The following is a 21,517-nucleotide window of genomic DNA, read 5'->3' as shown; positions in this document are numbered from 1 at the left end:
ATCTGCTCCGTACTCAGGCCGTTTCAGAAATCGCGTTCGCCAAGGGCAAGTTCGACGAGGTTGTCGATGTCCATCGTCTCGATGGACTCCGCCGGGTCCGGGTCACCGGACGCCGGCAGCCGGTCGCCGGGCTCCGCCAGCCGCAGCAGGGCTTCCAGCAGCCCCGCCTCCCTGAGGCGGGTCAGCGGGATGGCGGCCAGGGCCTGCCGCACCTGCGCGTCCTGCTCGCCACCGGCCATGACACCACCGGCGACCGCAGCGGTCTCCGGGAGGAGCTCGGACCGCAGGTGGTCGGTGAGCGCGCCGGGTGTGGGGTAGTCGAAGACCATCGTCGTCGGCAGCCGCAGCCCGGTCGCCGTGGCGATGCGGTTGCGCAGCTCGACCGCGGTGAGCGAGTCGAATCCGAGCTCCCGGAACGCCCGGTCGGGCTCGATCGCGTCGGCCCCGACGTAGCCAAGCACGGCCGCGGCCTCCGCCTGGACGACGTCGAGCAGGGCCTCGTGCTGGTCGGACCGGGGCAGGCCCGCGAGGCGCCGGGTCAGCTCCGACGCCCCGGTGTCCGAGGCGTCATCACCGCTGCGGGCCTCCGCCAGCACCGCCCGGACCTCGGGCAGGTCGCCGAGCAGCGGGCTCACGCGGCCGATGGTGAACGACGGCGCGAACCGGGACCAGTCGACGTCCGCCACCACCACCGCGGTCTCGTCCCGGTCCAAGGCGTCCTGGAGCGCGGAGACGGCCAGCTCGGGCGCCAACTGCGGCAGGCCACGGCGGCGCAGGTGTTCCGCCGCACCCTCCTCTGCCGCCATGCCGCCCTCGCCCCACGGGCCCCAGGCCACCGCGGTCGCGGCCAGGCCCCGGGCCCGACGCTGCTGCGCCAGGGAGTCCAGGAAGGCGTTGCCCGCCGAGTAGGCGGCCTGGCTACCACTGCCCCACACCCCGGAGACCGAGGAGAAGAGCACGAAGGCGTCCAACTCCCGTGCGCCGAGCAGCTCGTCGAGGTGCACGGCGCCCGCCACCTTGGCCGCCACCACGGTGGCCAACTCGGCCAGGCCCGTCTCCATGACGGTGGTGAACTGCGGCAGGCCGGCGGCGTGCACGACCGCTGTCAGCGGACGGTCCACCGAAAGGGAGTCCAACAGCCCTGCCAGCGCGTCGCGGTCGGCCACATCACACGCGGCGATGGTGACCTCGGCACCCAACGCCCGCAGCTCGTCGCGGAGTTCGTCCGCTCCATCGGCCGCCGCGCCGCGCCGGCTGGTCAACACCAGGTGCTCGGCGCCGTTGCGCGCCAACCAGCGTGCCGCGTGGCCGCCGAGCGAGCCGGTGCCACCGGTGATCAGCACCGTGCCGCGCGGCCGCCACTCCCGCTCGGGGGTGGTCCGCGAGGCCCGGACCAGTCGGCGCACGAACACGCCCGAGCCGCGCACCGCCAGCTGGTCCTCGTCACCAGCGCCGCCGAGCACATCGATCAGACGGCCCAGGGCGCGCTCGTCCAGCGTCGCGGGCAGGTCCACCAACCCACCCCACCGCTGGGGCTGTTCGAGCGCGACCGCGCGGCCCAGACCCCACACGAGCCCCTGCAACGGGTGCTCGACGGGGTTGGAACGGCCGACCGAGGCGCCGGCCCGGGTGGCGCACCACAGCGGTGCGTCCAGCTCGATGTCCCCCAGCGCCTGTACCAGGGTCACGGTCGAGGTCAGGCCGACGGGCAGCGCCTGGTGGATCGGATGCGCGCGCTCGTCCAGAGCCAGCAGGGAGAGCACCCCGACCGTCGGGGTGTCCTGCGGCAGGGTCTCGCGCAGCAGCTTGGCGAGCGCCTCGCGATCGGTTCCGGCGTCGGTGACGGTGAGCGTCGACGGGTCGGCGCCCCGCTCCCGCAGAGCGCGCGCGCAGGCCTCCGCGACCTCGTCGTCCGCTGTGACGACCAGCCAGCTCCCGGACAGGGGGCCGGACGGGAGGTCGGTCCACGGCTTCCAGGTGGCCTGGTAGCGCCAGCTGTCCACGGTCTTCCTCGTCCTGGTCTCGCGGCGCCAGGCCGAGAGCGCGGCGAACACCGAGCCGAGCGGGGCCTCGGCGCTGACGCCGAGGCGCTCGGCCAGCGCCCGCGGCTCCCCGTGCTCCACGGTGTCCCAGAACTCGGCCTCCGCCGCGTCGACCGGCAACGCCGCACCGGCCCGCGTCCTCGTACCCTCCAGCCAGTACCGCTGGTGCTGGAAGGCGTAGGTGGGCAGGTCGACGCGCCGGGCGCCGCCGCCCGCGAACACCGCGTCCCACGCCGGCGAGATGCCGTGCACGTGCAGTTGGGCGAGAGCGGTGGTGAGGGCCAGCTCCTCCCCGCGGTCGGCGCGCAGGGCGGGCACGATCACCGTGGCGCCGCCGTCCGCCAGGGTTTCCTGGGCCATCGCGGCGAGCGTGCCGCCGGGGCCGATCTCCAGGAACGCCGTCACGCCCTCGGCCGCGAGGGTCCGCACGGCGTCGGCGAACCGGACCGCGTGGCGGACGTGACACACCCAGTACTCCGGGTCGCCCAACTCGCCCTCGGCGACAAGCCGTCCGGTCAACGTGGAAACGATCGGCAGCGTCGGGACACCGAAGGTGACACGCTCGGCCACCGCGCGGAACTCCGCCAGCATCGGCTCCATCAACGGTGAGTGGAACGCGTGCGACACCGCCAACCGCTTCGTCCTGCGACCCTCGGCCGCCAACAGCGCCACGACCTCGGCCACCGCGTCCTCGGCACCCGAAAGCACCACCGACGACGGCCCGTTGACCGCGGCAACCCCCACCCGGTCCGCACGCCCGGCCAGCAGCGGCAACACCTCGCCCTCCGAGGCCCGCACCGCCACCATCACCCCACCCGACGGCAACGCCTGCATCAACCGCCCACGAGCAGCAACGAGTTCGGCAGCATCCGCCAGCGAGAACACCCCCGCCACATGCGCGGCGGCCAACTCACCGATCGAGTGCCCGGCCAGGACGTCCGCCCGCACACCCCACGACTCGACGAGACGGAACAGCGCCACCTCGACCGCGAACAGCGCCGGCTGCGTGAACTCCGTCCGGTTCAGCAGCCCGGCATCCGCACCGAACACCACCTCACGCAACGGCCGTTCGAGATGAACGTCCAGATGCGCGCAGACCTCGTCGAAGGCGTCCGCGAACACCGGGAACGACGCGTACAACTCACGCCCCATCCCCAACCGCTGACTCCCCTGCCCCGAGAAGAGCAGCACCAGTCGACCTCCGGAAGGAGCGGCGACCCCTCGTACCAGGCCGGCCGCCGCCTCACCCCGGCCCAGCGCGCCGAGCCCCGCGACCAGGTCGGCGCTGCCGCGCCCCACGACGACGGCCCGGTGGTCCATGGCCGTACGGGAGACGGCCAGGGAGAGGGCGAGGTCGGCCGGGGAGGCCGAGGAGTGGCCCTCGACGGCGGCCAGCAACCGGTGCGCCTGCTCGCGCAGGGCCGGCTCGTCCTTGGCGGAGAGCACCCAGGGCAGGTGGCGCTGCGGGTCCCCGTCGGCCGGGGTCACCGTGACGGCATCCTCCTGCGGGGCCTGCTCGATGATGGTGTGCGCGTTGGTGCCGCTGACGCCGAAGGAGGACACGGCGGCGCGGCGCGGGCGGTCGCCCGCCGGCCAGGCCACCGGCTCGGTCAGCAACCGCACCGCGCCGGCCGACCAGTCGACGTGCGGGGACGGCTCATCCACGTGCAGCGTCCTGGGCAGCGCGCCGTGTCGGATCGCCAGCACCGTCTTGATCACGCTGGCGACGCCCGAGGCGGCCTGGGTGTGGCCGATGTTCGACTTGATCGAGCCGAGCCAGAGCGGCCGGTCCTCGGGGCGGTCCTGCCCGTAGGTAGCCAGCAGCGCCTGCGCCTCGATCGGGTCACCCAGCGCGGTGCCGGTCCCGTGCGCCTCCACCGCGTCGATCTCGGCGGCGGAGAGGTGGGCGTTGGCCAGCGCCTGCTGGATCACCCGCTGTTGGGCTGGTCCGTTCGGCGCCGTCAGACCGTTCGACGCACCGTCCTGGTTCACCGCCGAACCCCGCACCACCGCCAGCACCGGGTGCCCGTTGCGCTGCGCGTCCGAGAGCCGCTCCACCAGCAGCATGCCGACGCCCTCGCCCCAGCCGGTGCCGTCCGCCGCGGCGGCGAAGGGCTTGCAGCGGCCGTCGGCGGCCAAGCCGCGCTGGCGACTGAACTCGACGAAGGCGTTCGGGCTGGCCATCACGGCCGCGCCGCCGACCAGGGCCAGCGAGCACTCGCCCTGCCGCAGCGCCTGGGTCGCCAGGTGCAGGGCGACCAGCGACGACGAGCAGGCCGTGTCCACGGTCACCGCCGGGCCCTCCAGCCCGAGCGCGTAGGCGATCCGACCCGACATGACGGAGGAGGAGCTGCCGGTGAGCAGGTGCCCCTCCACGCCCTCCGGCAGCTCACGCAGCCCGGCGCCGTAGCCCTGGTAGCTGGAGCCGACGAAGACGCCGGTCAGGCTGCCGCGCACCGAGGCGGGGTCGAGCCGGGCCCGTTCCAGGGTCTCCCAGGCCACCTCCAGCAGGATGCGCTGCTGCGGGTCCATGGCGAGCGCCTCGCGCGGCGAGATGCCGAAGAACCGTGGGTCGAAGGAGCCCGCGTCGTGCAGGAAGCCGCCCTCGTTGACGTAGCTGGTGCCCGACTTCTCCGGGTCCGGGTCGAACAGGGCTTCGGTGTCCCAGCCGCGGTCGGTCGGGAACTGGGACACCGCGTCCACCTCGTCCACGAGCAGCCGCCACAGCTCCTCGGGCGACCGCACACCGCCGGGGAAGCGGCAGCCCATCGCGACGATCGCGATCGGCTCGTCGGCCCCGGCCGCCGCCGTCGCCGCCACGGGGGCGCTGGCGCCCCGCTGTCCGGAGACCTCGGCGGCCAGGAAAGCGGCGAGGTCCGCCGCGTTGGGATGGTCGAAGACCAGAGTGGTCGGCAGCCGCAGCCCCGTACCGACGTTCAGCCGGTTGCGCAGCTCGACGCCGGTGAGCGAGTCGAAGCCCAGGTCCTTGAACGCCCGGTCGGGCGTGACCGCTTCGGGACCCGGGTAGCCGAGTGCCTTGGCCACCTCGGTCCGGACCAGATCGAGCAGGACGCGGTCGCGCTCCGCGGTCGGCAGCGCGGCCAACTGCTCGCCGAAGGAGGAGAGTCCGGCCCCGGGCTGCGCCTGCGCGCCCCCGGCGGCGGACAGCGCCCGCCGCACCTCGGGCAGATCACCGAGGAGCGCGCTGGGGCGGGTGACAGTGAAGGCGGGAGCGAAGCGCTCCCAGCTCACGTCGGCCACCACGACCGCCGTCTCGTCCTGGTCCAGGGCCTGCTGGAGGGCGGCGATCGCCGCCTGCGGCGCCATGGCGGGCAGGCCACGGCGGCGCAGGTGCGCCTGTGCCTCCTCGCCGCCCACCATGCCGCCCTCGGCCCACGGGCCCCAGGCCACCGCGGTCGCGGCCAGGCCCCGGGCCCGACGCCGCTGCGCCAGGGAGTCCAGGAACGCGTTGGCTGCGGCGTAGCCGGCCTGACTGCCGCTGCCCCAGACGCCGGCGACGGACGAGAAGAGGACGAACGCGTCCAGCGGACGGTCCCCCAGGAGCTCGTCCAGGTGCGTCGCGCCGGCCACCTTGGCGGACATCACCTCGGCGAGGTCCGCCAGGGTCGTCTGCGTCATGGGCGCGAACTGGGGCATCCCCGCGGCGTGCACGACGGCGGCCGGCTGGTCCTCCGCCGGCAGTTCCGCGAGCAGTCGGGCCACCGCGTCCCGGTCCGACACGTCGCAGGCCGCGATGGTCACGCGGACGCCCAACGCCTCGATCTCGGCGGCGATCTCGGCGGCCCCGGCGGCGAACCGGCCGCGTCGGCCGGTCAGTACCAGGTGCTCCGCGCCGTTGCGCGCGAGGTGCCGGGCCACCCGGGTACCCAGCGCGCCGAGGCCGCCGGTGATGAGCACCGTGCCCCGGGGCCGCCAGGCACGGCCCGCGACGGACGCGCCGACGGACGCGCGGGCGAGCCGGCGGACGAAGGTGCCGGAGGAGCGGACCGCGATCTGGTCCTCGCCGCTCGCACCGGCCAGCACCGCGGCCAGCCGGCGGGCCGAGCGCTCGTCCAGCGCGTCCGGGAGGTCGACCAGACCGCCCCAGCGCCGCGGGTACTCCAACGCGACCGAGCGGCCCAGGCCCCAGATCGTGCCCTGGGACGGGCTCTCCGCGCCGTCCGACCGGCCGACCGCGACCGCGCCGCGCGTGGCGCACCACAGCGGCGCGTCCACTCCGGCGTCGCCCAGGGCCTGGACCAGCAGGGTGGTCAGCGCCAGCCCCACGGGCAGCGCCGCGTACTCCGGGTGTCGGTCCTCGCCGAGGGCCAGCAGCGACAGCACACCGGCGGGCGGCGCCTCGGCGTCGACCGCCTCGACCAGGCGCCGGGCCAGCGCCGGACGGTCGTCGTCGGCCCGAGCAGCCACCTCGACGACGTCGGCGCCGTGCGCGCCCAGAGCCGCCCGCACCGCCGTCGCGATCGGGTGGTCCTCCTGGCCGGCCGGAACCACGAGCAGCCAGCTGCCGGCCAGCTCGGCCTCGCCGCGTGCGGCCAGCGGCTTCCACAGGACCCGGTAGCGCCAGCCGTCCACGACCGAGTGTTCGCGCCGCCGGCGACGCCAGGTGGAGAGCGCCGGGAGCACCGAGCTGAGCGGGGCCTCCCCGTCCACCTCCAACTGCTCGGACAGTGAGGCCAGATCCGCACGCTCGACGAACTCCCAGAAGCCCGCCTCCGCCGGGTCCCCGGCGACGCTCTCGCCTGCCTCCGGCGCGGACGCCTTCAGCCAGTACGACTCGCGCTGGAAGGCGTAGGTGGGCAGGTCGACGCGCCGGGCGCCGCGACCGGCGAAGACCGCCTCCCAGTCGAGGGCGACACCGTGCGCGTGCAGCTGGGCCAGGGCGGCGGTGAACGCCAACTCCTCGGCCCGGTCGGCGCGCAGGACCGGGACCGCGACGGCATCCGAGTCGGCCAGGGTCTCCTGGGCCATCGCCGTCAACACTCCGCCGGGTCCGACCTCCAGGAACGCCGTCACGCCCTCGGCCGCCAGCGCCCGGACCGCGTCGGCGAACCGGACCGCGTGGCGGACGTGACGCACCCAGTACTCCGGGTCACCCAACTCGCCCTCGGCGACAAGCCGTCCGGTCAACGTGGAAACGATCGGCAGCGTCGGGACACCGAAGGTGACACCCTCGGCCACCGCGCGGAACTCCGCCAGCATCGGCTCCATCAACGGTGAGTGGAACGCGTGCGACACCGCCAACCGCTTCGTACGACGACCCTCGGCCGCCAACAGCGCCACGACCTCGACCACCGCGTCCTCGGCACCCGAAAGCACCACCGACGACGGCCCGTTGACCGCGGCAACCCCCACCCGATCCGCACGCCCGGCCAGCAGCGGCAACACCTCGCCCTCCGAGGCCCGCACCGCCACCATCACCCCACCCGACGGCAACACCTGCATCAACCGCCCACGAGCAGCAACGAGTTCGGCAGCATCCGCCAGCGAGAACACCCCCGCCACATGCGCGGCGGCCAACTCACCGATCGAGTGCCCGGCCAGGACGTCCGCCCGCACACCCCACGACTCGACGAGACGGAACAGCGCCACCTCGACCGCGAACAACGCCGGCTGCGCGAACTCCGTCCGGTTCAGCAGCCCGGCATCCGCACCGAACACCACCTCACGCAACGGCCGTTCGAGATGAACGTCCAGATGCGCGCAGACCTCGTCGAAGGCAGCCGCGAACACCGGGAACGACGCGTACAACTCACGCCCCATCCCCAACCGCTGACTCCCCTGCCCCGAGAACAGGAACGCGAGCCTGGCGTCCGCGACCGCGACACCCTCCACCGTGCTGTTCAGCGCCTCACCACGGGCCAACGCGCCCAGCCCGGCGAGCAGTTCGTCCCGGTCCGTGCCGATGACGGCAGCGCGGTGATGCAGCGCGGCGCGGGAGGTCGCCAGCGAGTAGGCCACGTCGGCCACCACCAGATCGTCACGGTCCTGCGCGTACGAGAGAAGCCGCGCGGCCTGGTCCCGCAGGGCTCGCGGGTCCTTCGCGGAGAGCATCCACGGCACGACAGCGGGCGCCGACGCGGTCGGCTGCGGCACGTCCGTCGGCTCGTGCGTCGGCTCGTGCATCGGCTCATCCGTCGCCTGTGCGGGAGCCTGTTCGATGATGACGTGCGCGTTGGTGCCGCTCACGCCGAAGGACGACACGCCGGCCCGGCGCGCATGCGCCTCGTCCGGCCAGGCCACCGGCTCGGTCAGCAACCGCACCGCGCCCGCGGACCAGTCCACGTGCGGGGACGGCTCGTCCACGTGCAGGGTCCGCGGCAGAACCCCGTGGCGCATCGCCATCACCATCTTGATGACGCCCGCCACGCCCGCCGCGGCCTGGGTGTGCCCGATGTTGGACTTGACCGTCCCGAGCCACAGCGGGCTGCCCTCGGAGCGCCCCTGCCCATAGGCGTTGAGCAGGGCCTGCGCCTCGATCGGGTCGCCGAGCGTGGTGCCCGTGCCATGGGCTTCCACCACGTCGACGTCCGCCGCGGACAGCCCCGCGCTCGCCAGGGCCTGCCGGATCACCCGCTGCTGCGCGGGTCCGTTCGGCGCCGTCAGACCGTTGGAGGCGCCGTCCTGGTTCACGGCCGAGCCGCGCACCACCGCGAGCACCGGGTGCCCGTTGCGGCGGGCGTCCGACAACCGCTCGACGAGCAGCATGCCGACGCCCTCCGAGAGGCCGGTGCCGTCGGCCGAGGCCGCGAAGGCCCGGCAGCGCCCGTCCTCGGAGAGGCCGCGCTGGCGGCTGAAGGCGATGAGCGCCCCGGGAGTGGACATCACGGTGACACCGCCGGCCAGCGCCAGCGAGCACTCGCCCGAGCGCAGCGCCTGCGCCGCCAGGTGCAGCGCGACCAGCGAGGAGGAGCACGCGGTGTCCACCGTCACCGCCGGCCCCTCCAGGCCGAAGGTGTAGGCGAGGCGGCCGGAGACGACCGCCGCGGAGTTTCCGGTGAGCAGGTGTCCTTCCAGGCCCTCGGCGTCCTGCCGGCGCAGGCCGGCGGCGTAGTCCTGGCCGTTCGTACCGGTGAAGACGCCGGTCCGACTGCCGCGCAGGGCGGCCGGGTCGATGCCGGCCCGCTCGAACGCCTCCCAGGAGGTCTCGAGCAGCAGCCGCTGCTGCGGGTCCATGGTGAGCGCCTCACGCGGCGAGATCCCGAAGAACTCCGGGTCGAACTCGTCCGCGTCGTGCAGGAATCCGCCCTCGCGGGTGTAGCAGCGGCCCGGCGCGTCGGGGTCGGCGTCGTAGAGCCGCTCGAGGTCCCAGCCGCGGTTCGTCGGGAGGCCGGTGATCGCGTCGGCGCCGTCGGCCACCAGGCTCCACAGCTCCTCGGGCGAGCGCACCTCGCCCGGGAAACGGCAGCTCATCGCGACGATCGCGATCGGCTCGGCGTGGTCGGCCGGGTGGCCGGCGTGCGCCGGGGCGGCGGTGACCAGGGTCTCCTGCCCGCCGCCGGCGACCTCCTCCAGCAGGTAGCCGGCCAGGGCCGCGGGGGTCGGGTGGTCGAAGACGGCGGTGGCCGGCAACCGGACACCGGTCGCGGCGCCGAGGCGGTTGCGCAGTTCCATCGCCGCGAGGGAGTCGAAGCCCAGCTCGCGGAAGGCCCGCCCGGGGTCGATGAGCTCGGCGGCGGTGTGGCCCAGCACGGCCGCCGCCTGGGTGCGGACCAGCTTGACCAGCGCCTGCCGGCGGTCGACCGACGAGAGCGCGGCCAACCGCCGCAGCTCGGCGGAGACTTCACCGGCCGCCGCCTCCGCGGCGCGCCGCACCGGCGTCCTGATCAGGCCACGCAGCAGGGCGGGCACGGTGCCGCCGGCTGCCTGGGCGCGCATCGCCGCGAGGTCCAGCCGGACGGGCGCGAGGGCCGCGTCGTCCAGGACGCGGGCGACGTCGAGGAGCCGGAGCCCCTCCTCGGCCGAGAGCGGCACCAGGCCGGCGCGGGCCATCCGCTGGAGGTCGCCGGCCTCCAACCGGGTCTGCGCGCCGCGCTCCTCCCACACGCCCCAGGCCAGCGAGGAGGCCACGAGCCCCTGGGCCACGCGGTGGCAGGCCAGGGCGTCCAGGAACGCGTTCCCCGCCGCGTAGGCGCCCTGCCCGGCGCCACCGAGCGTGCCGGCGAAGGAGGAGAACAGGACGAACGCGGCCAGGTCCAGGTGCCGGGTCAGTTCGTGCAGGTTGAGCGCCGCGTCGACCTTGGGGCGCAGCACCCGGTCGAGCTCGTCGGCGGTCAGCGAGTCGACCAGGCCACCGGCGACCACGGCGGCCGCGTGGATGACGGCGGTCAGCGGCCGGTCCTCGGGGATGCCCGCCAGCAGTTCGGCCAACGCGCCGCGGTCGGCCGCGTCGCAGGCGGCGACGGTGACGGACGCGCCGAGGGCCGACAGCTCCTCGCGCAGTTCGGCGGCGCCCCCGGCGGCGAGCCCACGGCGGCTGGTCAGTACGAGGTGCCGGATGCCGTGCGCGGTGATGAGGTGTTCGGCGACCAGCTTGCCCAAGGCGCCGGTGCCGCCCGTGATCAGGGCGGTGCCGTTCGGGTCGAGCGCGGAGCCGTCGAGCGGGGCGGCGACGTCCCCGGCGGTGTCCGGCGCGGCCCGCAGCGGCACGCGCGCCAGCCGCGCGACGGACACCGCCCCGGCACGCAGGGCCAGTTGTGGCTCGCCGGTGGCGATGGCGGCGGACAGCAGACGGTAGGAGTCGGGGTGGTCGTCGATGTCCGCCAGGACCAGCCGGTCGGCGTTCTCGGACTGCGCGGAGCGGACCAGGCCCCAGACCGGCGCGTGGTCCAGGCCCGGAGCGTCCGCCCCGGGCCGGGTGGCCACCGCGCCGCTGGTGAGCAGCACCAGTCGGGACGGGGCGAACCTCTCCTCGGCGAGCCAGGCGCGCACCAGCGCGAGGCTGTCGCGCGCGGTGGTCCGGACGGACTGTGCGCCGGTCTCGCCGGCGAGGCCGGCGGGGACGCCGGGGACGCCGGGGACGCCGGGGACGCCGGGGAGTACGGCCACCACCACCTCGGGCAGCGGCGCACCCGTCGAGACGGCCTCGGCCAGCGCGGCCAGGTCGGGGTAACAGGCCGCCCGCTGGGCGCCGGCGCGCAGCGCGCGCACGGCCGCCGAGGCGTCGTCACCGAGCACGGCCCACGGCCCGCTCGGCGCGGCGGCCACCACGGGCAGCGCCGTCCAGTCCACCCGGTAGAGCGCGTCGTGGTGACCGCCGCGGGCGAAGCGGAGCTGCTCCTCGCTCACCGTGCGGAAGGAGAGCCTGCACACGGTGGCCACCACCCGACCCGTGCCGTCCGCGGCGGTCACCGACACGGCGTCGGCGCCGGTGGGAGCCAGGCGCACGCGCAGCTCCGCGGCGCCGGTGGCGTGCAGGCGCACGCCCTCCCAGGAGAACGCCAGCCGGCCGGTGCCCATGTCGCCGAGCGGCCCGAAGCCCACGGCGTGCAGCGCCGCGTCCAGCAACGCCGGGTGCAGGCCGAACCTGCCCGCCTCCGGCCGCACCTCGGCGGGCAGCGCCACCGTGGCGAAGACCTCCTCGCCGCGCCGCCAGGCGGCCCGCAGCCCCTGGAAGACCGGGCCGTAGTCGAAGGACCGCTCGGCGAGCCGGGTGTAGAAGTCGGTGAGGTCGATCGCGGTCGCGTCGGCGGGCGGCCAGGCGGTGAGGTCCTCATCGGGCGCGGCGGAGCTCACGCTCAGCACGCCGGTGCCGTGACAGGCCCAGTTCTCGTCCGCGGCCGCGTCCTCGGGCCGCGAGTACAGGCCGAAGGAGCGCCGGCCGCTCCCGTCCGGGTGGCCGACCGTGACCTGCACCACCACGCCGCCGTGGTCGGGGAAGAACAGCGGTGCCTGGAGGGTCAGTTCCTCAAGCAGGCCGCAGCCCACCTGGTCGCCGGCCCGGATCGCGAGCTCGACGAACGCCGTGCCCGGGAGCAGCACCGTGCCCAGCACGACGTGGTCGGCGAGCCACGGCTGGGTCTGCGCGGACAGCCGGCCGGTGAGCAACAGGCCGTCCGAGTCGGCCAGGGTGACGACGGCGCCCAGCAACGGGTGGTCGGCCGAGCCCAGCCCGAGGCCGGCGGCGTCGCCGCTGGTGTGCGGGGCGTCCAGCCAGAACCGCTGGTGCCGGAAGGCGTAGGTCGGCAGCGGGACCGTACGGGCGCCCGTGCCGGCGAAGACCGCCGGCCAGTCGACGCCGACGCCGTGCGCGTGGGCCTCGACGACCGAGCGCAGCACGCGGGCCGGGCCGCCCTCGCCCCGGCGCAGGGTGCCCAGGGCCACGGCGTCGCTGTCCAGGGCGTCGATGGTCTCCTGCATGCCGATCGTCAGGACCGGGTGGGCGCTGACCTCGATCAGCGCACCGTGACCGTGCTCCACCAGCGAGCGGGTGGCCTGTTCGAACCGCACGGTCTGGCGCAGGCTGCGGTACCAGTACTCGGCGTCCAGCCCGGCGGTGTCCAGCACCTGGCCGGTCACGGTGGAGTAGAACGGCACGTCGCAGGAGCGCGGCGCGATGTCCGCCAGGTCGGCCAGCACCCGCTCGCGCACCGACTCGACCTGCGCCGAGTGCGAGGCGTAGTCGACGGCGATCATCCGGGCCCGGACGTCGTCGGCCAGCAGGCTCTCGCGCAGCTCGGCCAGCGCCTGCGGGTCGCCGGAGAGCACGATCGACGACGGGCTGTTGACCGCGGCCACCGAGAGCCGCTCGCCCCACGGCTCCAGACGCGGGGTCAGGCGCTCCAGCGGCAGGCCGACCGACATCATGCCGCCCCGGCCGGCCAGCGCGACCAGCGCCTGGCTGCGCAGCGCCACCACCTTCGCGGCGTCCTCGAGGGAGAGCGCGCCCACCACGCAGGCGGCCGCGATCTCACCCTGGCTGTGCCCGGCCACCGCCTCCGGGCGCACCCCGAACGAACCCCACAGCTCGGCCAGGGACACCATCACCGCGAACAGCACCGGTTGCACGACATCCACCCGGTCCAGCCCGGGGGCGCCGTCCCGGCCGCGCAGCACGGCCGTCAGCGACCAGTCCACGTGCGGCGCGAGGGCGTCCTCGCACTGGCGGATCCGCTCGCGGAACACCGCGGAACCGTCGAGCAGTTCCACGGCCATGCCGGCCCACTGCGAGCCCTGGCCCGGGAAGACCAGGGCGACCTGGCGGACGTCCTCGGCGACGCCGCGCACCAGGGTCGGCTCGGGCTCGCCGACGGCCAGCGCGGCCAAGGCCTCGTCAAGACCGGCCCGGTCCTCGGCGAGCAGCACGGCTCGGTGCTCGAACGCCGAGCGGGAGGTGGCCAGGGAGAAGGCGACGTCGGTGGCGTCGAGTGCCGGGTCGGCGGCGAGGTGCGAGCGCAGACGCTCGGCCTGGGCCACCAGGGCGTCCTGGTCCTTGCCGGACAGGGCCCAGGGGATCAGCGGCAGCGCGACCGCCGGCCCGGCCTGCCCGGTGCCTCCGGCGTTCGCGTCCGCCTCCGGCTCCGGCTCCGGCTGCTCGATGACGACGTGCGCGTTGGTGCCGCTGACGCCGAAGGCCGACACGCCGGCGCGCCGGGGCGCGCCCGTCTCGGGCCAGGCGGTCGCCTCGGTCACCAGCGACACCGCGCCGGCCGACCAGTCCACGTGCGGCGAGGGGGCCGTCACGTGCAGCGTCGGTGGCAGCACCCCGTGCCGGATCGCCTGCACCATCTTGATCACACCGGCGACCCCGGCCGCGGCCTGGGTGTGGCCGATGTTCGACTTGATCGACCCGAGCCGGAGCGGCCGGTCCTCGGGGCGGTCCTGCCCGTAGGTAGCCAGCAGCGCCTGCGCCTCGATCGGGTCGCCCAGCGCGGTGCCGGTCCCGTGCGCCTCCACCGCGTCCACCTCGGCGGGCGAGAGCCGGGCGTTGGCCAGCGCCTGCTGGATGACGCGCTGCTGAGCCGGCCCGTTCGGCGCCGTCAGACCGTTCGACGCACCGTCCTGGTTCACCGCCGACCCCCGCACCACCGCCAGCACCGGGTGCCCGTTGCGGCGGGCGTCGGAGAGCCGCTCCACCAGCAGCACGCCGACGCCCTCGCCCCAGCCCGTGCCGTCCGCGGTGGCGGAGAACGCCCGGCACCGGCCGTCGGGCGACAGACCCCGCTGGCGGCTGAACTCGGTGAACGTCGTCGGGCCCGCCATCACGGTGACGCCGCCGGCCAGCGCCAGCGAGCACTCACCCTGGCGCAGTGCCTGGACGGCGAGGTGCAGTGCGACCAACGAGGACGAGCACGCGGTGTCGATCGTCACCGCCGGACCCTCCAGGCCCAGCGTGTAGGCGATCCGGCCGGAGACGACGCTGCCGGAGTTGCCGGTGCTCACGTAGCCCTCGATGCCCTCGGGCATCTGCGGCAGCCGGGAGACGTAGTCGTGGTACATGACGCCGGCGAAGACACCGGTGTCGCTGCCGCGCAACGAGCGCGGGTCGATCGCGGCCCGCTCCACCGCCTCCCAGGAGGCCTCCAGCAGGAGCCGCTGCTGCGGGTCCATGGCCAGCGCCTCACGCGGGCCGATGCCGAAGAAGGCCGGGTCGAACTCGCCCGCGTCGTGGAGGAATCCGCCCTCGCGGGTGTAGGTCGTGCCGGGGTTCTCGGGGTCCGGGTGGTACAGCGCCTCCAGGTCCCAGCCGCGGTCGGTCGGGAACTCGGAGATCGCGTCGCCGCCGTCCGCGACCAGGTTCCACAGGTCCTCCGGCGACCGCACCCCGCCGGGGTAGCGGCAGCTCATCGCCACGATCGCGATCGGCTCGTGGTTCCTGCCCTCCACCTCCCGCAGCCGCTGGCGCGCATGGCGCAGGTCGACAGTGGCACGCTTGAGGTAGTCCCGGAGCTTGTTCTCGTCAGTCATCTGCATTCTGTTCCTCAACGCCAAGGGGGTTCGTGCCTGTCGATCAGGTGCCGAGCTCGTTGTCCAGCAGCTCGAAGAGTTCTTCGTCGGTGGCCGACTCGACCGAGGTGCCCGGGTCGGTGGCGCGGTGTTGGTCCTCCGCCTCGTTCCACTTCGACAGCAGGACCTCCAGGCGCATGGTGACCGTGCTGCGCATGCCCCGGTCCTGCGGGGAGGCGGCCAGCGCGGCTTCGAGCCGGTCGATCTCCGCGAGCGGGGACGGCGGCGCCGCCTCCCCCCCGGCCGGCATCGAGGCGCCGAGGTGGTCGGCGAGGGCCGCCGGCGTCGGGTAGTCGAACAGCAGGCTGGCCGGCAGACGCAGCCCGGTGACGGCGCCCAGGCGGTTGCGCAGTTCGACGGCCGTGAGCGAGTCGAAGCCGAGCTCGCGGAAGGCCTGCGTGCCACCGACCGCCTCGGCCGAGGCGTGGCCCAGGACCGCGGCGACCTCGCCGCGAACGGTGGTCAGCAGGACCCGCCGGCGCTTCTCCGGCGACGCTCCGGCCAGTTGCTCCGCCAGCGGGGTGGCGGTCGCCCGGGCCGGCTGCCGGGCCGGGGCCCGCACCAGACCGCGCAGGAGGGCAGGCAGGGGCTGGGTCTCCGCACGGGCCCGCAGGGCCGCGAGGTTCAGCCGGACCGGGACGAGCACGCCCGGGGCACCGGTGGTGGCCTCCGCGCTCGGCGCGGCTGCCGCGCAGGCCGCGTCGAAGAGGGCCAGTCCCTCCTCCACCGACAACGGGGTCACCCCGCCCCGGGCCATCCGCCCGAGCACCTCGCCGTCCAACTCGCCCAGCATGCCCTCGGCACTGGCCCACGGCCCCCAGGCGAGCGAGGCGCCCGCCAGGCCCTGGAGGCGGCGCCGCTCCGCCAGCGCGTCCAAGTAGGCGTTGGCGGCGGCGTAGTTGGCCTGCCCGGCGGTGCCGAGGGTGCCGGCCAGCGAGGAGAACAGGACGAACGCCGCGAGGTCGAAGCGCTGGGTCAGCTCGTGCAGTTGGAAGGCCGCGTCCACCTTCGGGCGGAACACCCGGTCCAGGCGCTCCGGTGTCAACGAGTCGACCAGCGCGTCGTCCAGGACACCGGCGGCGTGCACCACGGCCGTCAACGGGTGCTCGGCCGGCACCGCGTCGAGCAGCGCGGCGAGCGCGTCGCGGTCGGCCGCGTCGCAGGCCGCCGTCGTCACTCGGGCGCCCAGCGCGGCCAGTTCGGCCTCGAACTCGCTCGCGCCGTCGGCGGCCGGCCCACGGCGGCTGGTCAGCAGCAGGTGCCGCACCCCGTGGACGGACACCAGGTGCCGCGCCACCAGCCGGCCCAGCGCGCCGGTCGCACCGGTCACCAGGACGGTGCCCGCCGGGTCCAGCCCCGGCACCGCCGGGGCGGCGGCCGCCGCGGCACGCGCCAGCCGTGGCACGAACACCCGACCGCCACGCAGCGCCAGCTGCGGTTCACCGGCGACCACGGCGGCCGGCAAGGCCGCTGCCAGGGCGCGCGCGGAGTCCTCGTGGTCGTCCAGGTCGACCAGGACGAACCGGCCCGGGTGCTCCGACTGGGCGGAGCGGAGCAGGCCCCAGACCGCGGCCTGCGCCGAATCCGGCTGCGCCGCACCCGCGCCGTCGACCACGCCGTCGACCGCGATGGCACCGCGTGTCACCACCACCAGCCGGGCGGGCTCGGTACCGGGGTGCACCAGCCACTCGCGCAGCAGGGCGAGGGCGTGCCCGGTCGCGGTACGGGCCGCTTCCGGCGTGCCCGCCGCTTCGGTGGACGGCCGGGGCGAGAACGCCAACACGGTGTCGGGGACGCCCGACACGGCGAGCAGGCCGGACAGGTCGGTGTGGATCTCCGGGGTGAGGCCGCCAGCGGTCAGGGCCTCAGCCGGCCCGGCGTCCGTGCCGCTCAGCAGCGCCCAGTGCCCAGGTACGGCATCGGCGGCGGTGTTGCCGAGCGGCAGGGGCGTCCAGGTGACCCGGTAGAGCGAGTCGGGCCGCGCACCGCGAGCAGCGGCCAACTGCTCGGCGGAGATGGGACGCAGGACGAGCGAGTCGACCGAGGCGACGGGGCGACCGGTGCCGTCCGCGAGCAGCAGGGACACCGCGTCCGCGCCGGCCGGGGCCAGGCGGACCCGCAGGGCGCCCGCGCCGAGCGCGTACCGGCGCACGCCGCTCCAGGAGAACGGAACCCGTGCCTGACCGGTGTCGGGCAGCAGCCCGCCCAGGCCGACCGCGTGCAGCGCCGCGTCCAGCAGGGCCGGATGCACGCCGAACCCACCGACGTCCGTGCCCTCCGGCAACGCGACCTCGGCGAACAGGGCGTCGCCCGCGCGCCAGGCGGCCCGCAGGCCCCGGAACACCCGGCCGTAGTCCAGACCGAGGCCGGCCATCCGCTGGTACAGCGCTTCGGCGTCTACCGCACTCGCCCCCGCTGGGGGCCACTCGGAAAGCTCGAACTCCGCGCCCGGGCCGGCCCCGAGCACACCCGCGGCATGGCTGGTCCACGGCTCGTCCGCCGCGTCGCCGCCCTCGCGGCGCGAGTAGATCGTCAGCGTGCGGCGGCCACTGCCGTCGGCGGGCGCCACGACGACCTGGAGCTGGACGCCGGCCTGCTCGGGCAGGACGAGCGGCGCCTGGATGGTCAGCTCCTCGACGCACTCGCAGCCCACCTCCTCGGCGGCCCGCAGCGCGAGGTCCACCAGGGCGGTTCCGGGTAGCAGTACCGTGCCCATCACCGCGTGATCGGCCAGCCAGGGGTGCGTGTTGAGAGCCAGGCGACCGGTGAGCAGGACGCCCTCGCCGCCGGCCAGCGTGACCGCGGCGCCCAGCAGGGAGTGGTCCGCCGCCGTCAGGCCCGCCGAGGCGACATCACCGGTCGGCCGGGTCGACTCCAGCCAGTAGCGGCGGCGCTGGAAGGGGTACGTGGGGAGCTCGACGCGCCGGGCGCCGGTGTCCGCGAAGACCACGTCCCAGTCGAGGGGAACGCCGTGTACGTGCAGCTGGGCCAGGGCGGCGGCGAAGCCCACGTCCTCCGGCCGGTCGGCGCGCAGGACCGGGACCGCGACGGCATCGAAGTCGGCCAGGGCCTCCTGGGCCATCGCGGTCAGACCACCGGGTCCGACCTCCAGGAACGCCGTCACCCCCTCGGCCGCGAGGGTCCGCACGGCGTCGGCGAACCGGACGCTCTCACGAACGTGACGCACCCAGTACTCCGGGTCGCCCAACTCACCCTCGGCGACAAGCCGTCCGGTCAACGTGGAAACGATCGGCAGCGTCGGAGCACCGAAGGTGACACCCTCGGCCACCGCGCGGAACTCCGCCAGCATCGGCTCCATCAACGGCGAATGGAACGCGTGCGACACCGCCAACCGCTTCGTACGACGACCCTCGGCCGCCAACAGCGCCACGACCTCGACCACCGCGTCCTCGGCACCCGAAAGCACCACCGACGACGGCCCGTTGACCGCGGCAACCCCCACCCGATCCGCACGCCCGGCCAGCAGCGGCAACACCTCGCCCTCCGAGGCCCGCACCGCCACCATCACCCCACCCGACGGCAACACCTGCATCAACCGCCCACGAGCAGCGACGAGTTGAGCAGCATCCGCCAGCGAGAACACCCCCGCCACATGCGCGGCGGCCAACTCACCGATCGAGTGCCCGGCCAGGACGTCCGCCCGCACACCCCACGACTCGACGAGACGGAACAGCGCCACCTCGACCGCGAACAACGCCGGCTGCGCGAACTCCGTCCGCTCCAACAGCCCGGCGTCCGCACCGAACACCACCTCACGCAACGACCGCCCAAGGTGAACGTCCACGGCAGCACACACCGCGTCGAAGGCGTTGGTGAAAACCGGGAACGACGCGTACAACTCACGCCCCATCCCCAACCGCTGACTCCCCTGCCCCGAGAACAGCAGGGCCACCCTGGCACCCGGCGCCGCGAGGCCGCGGACGACCGAGCCGGACGGCTCGCCGTTCGCCAGCGCGCGCAGGCCTTCCAGCGCCCCGGCCATGTCGGAAGCGACCACGGCCGCACGGTGCTCCAGCGCGGCCCTGGACGTGGCCAGCGAGTACGCGATGTCGGCCGCCACCAGGTCGTCACGCCCCTGCGCGTACGAGAGAAGCCGCGCGGCCTGGTCCCGCAGGGCCTCGGACCCCTTGGCTGACAGCACCCAGGGGGTCGCGATCCGGCTGGACCGCTCCGGGTCACGGCGAACGGGCGGCGCGGATGGCGCCTGCTCGACGATGACGTGCGCGTTGGTCCCGCTGAACCCGAACGAGGAGACGCCGGCCCGACGCGGATGCCCGTTCTCCGCCCACGCGACGGGCTCGGTCAGCAGCCGCACCGCGCCGGTGGACCAGTCGACGTGCGGGGACGGCTGCTCCGCGTGCAAGGTCCTGGGCAGCATGCCGTGTTGGAGTGCCTGCACCATCTTGATGATGCCGCCCACCCCCGCCGCGGCCTGGGTGTGCCCGATGTTCGACTTCAACGAGCCCAGCCAGAGCGGCCGGTCCTCGGGGCGGTCCTGCCCGTAGGTCGCCAGCAACGCCTGCGCCTCGATCGGGTCACCCAGCGTGGTACCGGTCCCGTGCGCCTCCACCGCGTCGACATCCGCCGGGGAGAGCCCCGCACTCGCCAACGCCTGCCGGATCACCCGCTGTTGGGACGGCCCGTTCGGCGCCGTCAGACCGTTCGACGCACCGTCCTGGTTCACCGCCGAACCCCGCACCACCGCCAGCACCGGGTGCCCGTTGCGCTCCGCGTCCGACAGCCGCTCCACCAACAGCATGCCCGCGCCCTCGGCCCACCCGGTCCCGTCCGCCGCGGCGCCGAACGCCTTGCAGCGACCGTCGGCCGCCAGCCCACGCTGCCGGCTGAACTCCACGAACGCCCCTGGCCCAGCCATCACGGTCACACCGCCGGCGAGGGCGAGCGTGCACTCGCCCTGTCGCAGTGCCTGCACCGCCAGGTGCAGCGCCACCAGCGAGGAGGAGCACGCGGTGTCCACCGTCACCGCCGGCCCCTCCAGGCCGAAGGAGTAGGACAGCCGGCCCGAGATGACACTCCCCGAGTTACCCGTGCCGAGAAAGCCCGCCACGTCCTCGGGGACCGTCTGCAGCGAGGAGGCGTAGTCGTGGTACATCACACCCGCGAACACCCCGGTCCGCGAACCCTTCACCGAGGTCGGATCGATCCCGGCTCGCTCGAACGCCTCCCACGAGGTCTCCAGCAGCAACCGCTGCTGCGGGTCCATCGCCAGCGCCTCACGCGGCGAGATCCCGAAGAACGCCGCGTCGAAGTCACCGGCGTCGTGCAGAAATCCACCCTCGCGGGTGTGACTGCTGCCCGCCTTGTCGGGGGTGTCGGCGGAGAGCAGATCGAGGTCCCAGCCACGGTCGACGGGGAACTCGGAGATGGCGTCCGTGCCGGAGGCGAGCAGCTGCCACAGCTCCTCCGGCGACCGCACCCCGCCGGGGTAGCGGCAGCTCATCGCCACGATCGCGATCGGCTCGTCGCTCCGGTCCGAGGCAATCACGGCAGCGGGAGCGGTGCGCGGTAGGTCGACCAGCTGATCACGCAGGTGGCCGGCCAGCGCCAGGGGTGTCGGGTAGTCGAACACCAGGCTGGCGGGCAGCCGCACGCCGGTGGCAGTGCCGAGCCGGTTGCGAAGCTCCACGGCGGTCAGCGAGTCGAATCCCAACTCCCGCAACGCCTGCGCTGGTTGGATCGAATCAGCACGGCCGTGACCCAGGATCGCGGCAGCGTGGGTACGGACCAGACCCACCAGCAGCTCGTGCTGCTGGGGCTCCGGGAGGCCGGCCAGCTGCTGCGCCAGCGCCGGCGACGCGCCGGGCCGCGCGACCGCCGTCGCGACAGCACGACGCGCCGACGCGGGCACCAGGTTCCGCAGCAGCGGCGGCAGCGCGCCGGAGCGGGCCGACTCCCGCAGGACCCGCGCATCCCACCGCGTCGGCACCAGCACCGGCTCGGCGGACCGGATGGCGGCGTCGAAGAGCGCCAGGCCGTCCGCGGACTCGAGCGCGGCCATCCCGGAACGGGAGATCCTACGCCGATCCGCCTCACTCAACCCGCCACTCAACTTGCTGCTTTCCGCCCACAGACCCCAAGCCATCGACACCGCCGGCAACCCCACCGCCCGACGCCGCTCCACGAGCGCGTCCAGGAAGGCATTCGCCGCCGCATAGTTGCCCTGCCCCGCACTACCCAACACACCAGCCGCCGAGGAGAACACCACAAACGCCGACAACCCCAAATCCCGCGTCAACTCATCCAAATACAACGCCGCATCAACCTTCGGACGGAACACCCGATCAACACGCTCCGGCGTCAACGACTCGACCACCGCGTCATCGATGACACCCGCCGCATGCACCACCCCCGTCAACGGACACTCGACCGGAACAGCCGCCAACAACGCCGCCAACGCATCACGATCCGCCACATCACAAGCAGCCGTCACAACCTCAGCCCCCAGAGCGGCAAGCTCAGCCTCGAACTCC

The 21,517-nt window shown here is 74.6% G+C and carries 2 protein-coding genes; both read right to left on the bottom strand.

Going from position 1 to position 21,517, the window contains the following annotated elements; genetic code table 11:
* Positions 1-23: 23 nt before the first annotated feature.
* Entirely contained in the window at positions 24-14,966 is a 14,943-nt protein-coding gene (locus ACZ38L_RS20030) for a type I polyketide synthase (protein ID WP_465695055.1), read from the bottom strand.
* Between the two features lie 43 nt (positions 14,967-15,009).
* A partial coding sequence (locus ACZ38L_RS20025; RefSeq protein WP_465695050.1) for a type I polyketide synthase occupies positions 15,010-21,517 on the bottom strand: 6,508 nt, incomplete at its 5' end.

It is taken from the genome of Kitasatospora sp. NPDC024654 (assembly GCF_055559155.1).
Note: the sequence above shows the minus strand (reverse complement) of the source record. Positions and strands in the feature narration are given on the sequence as shown.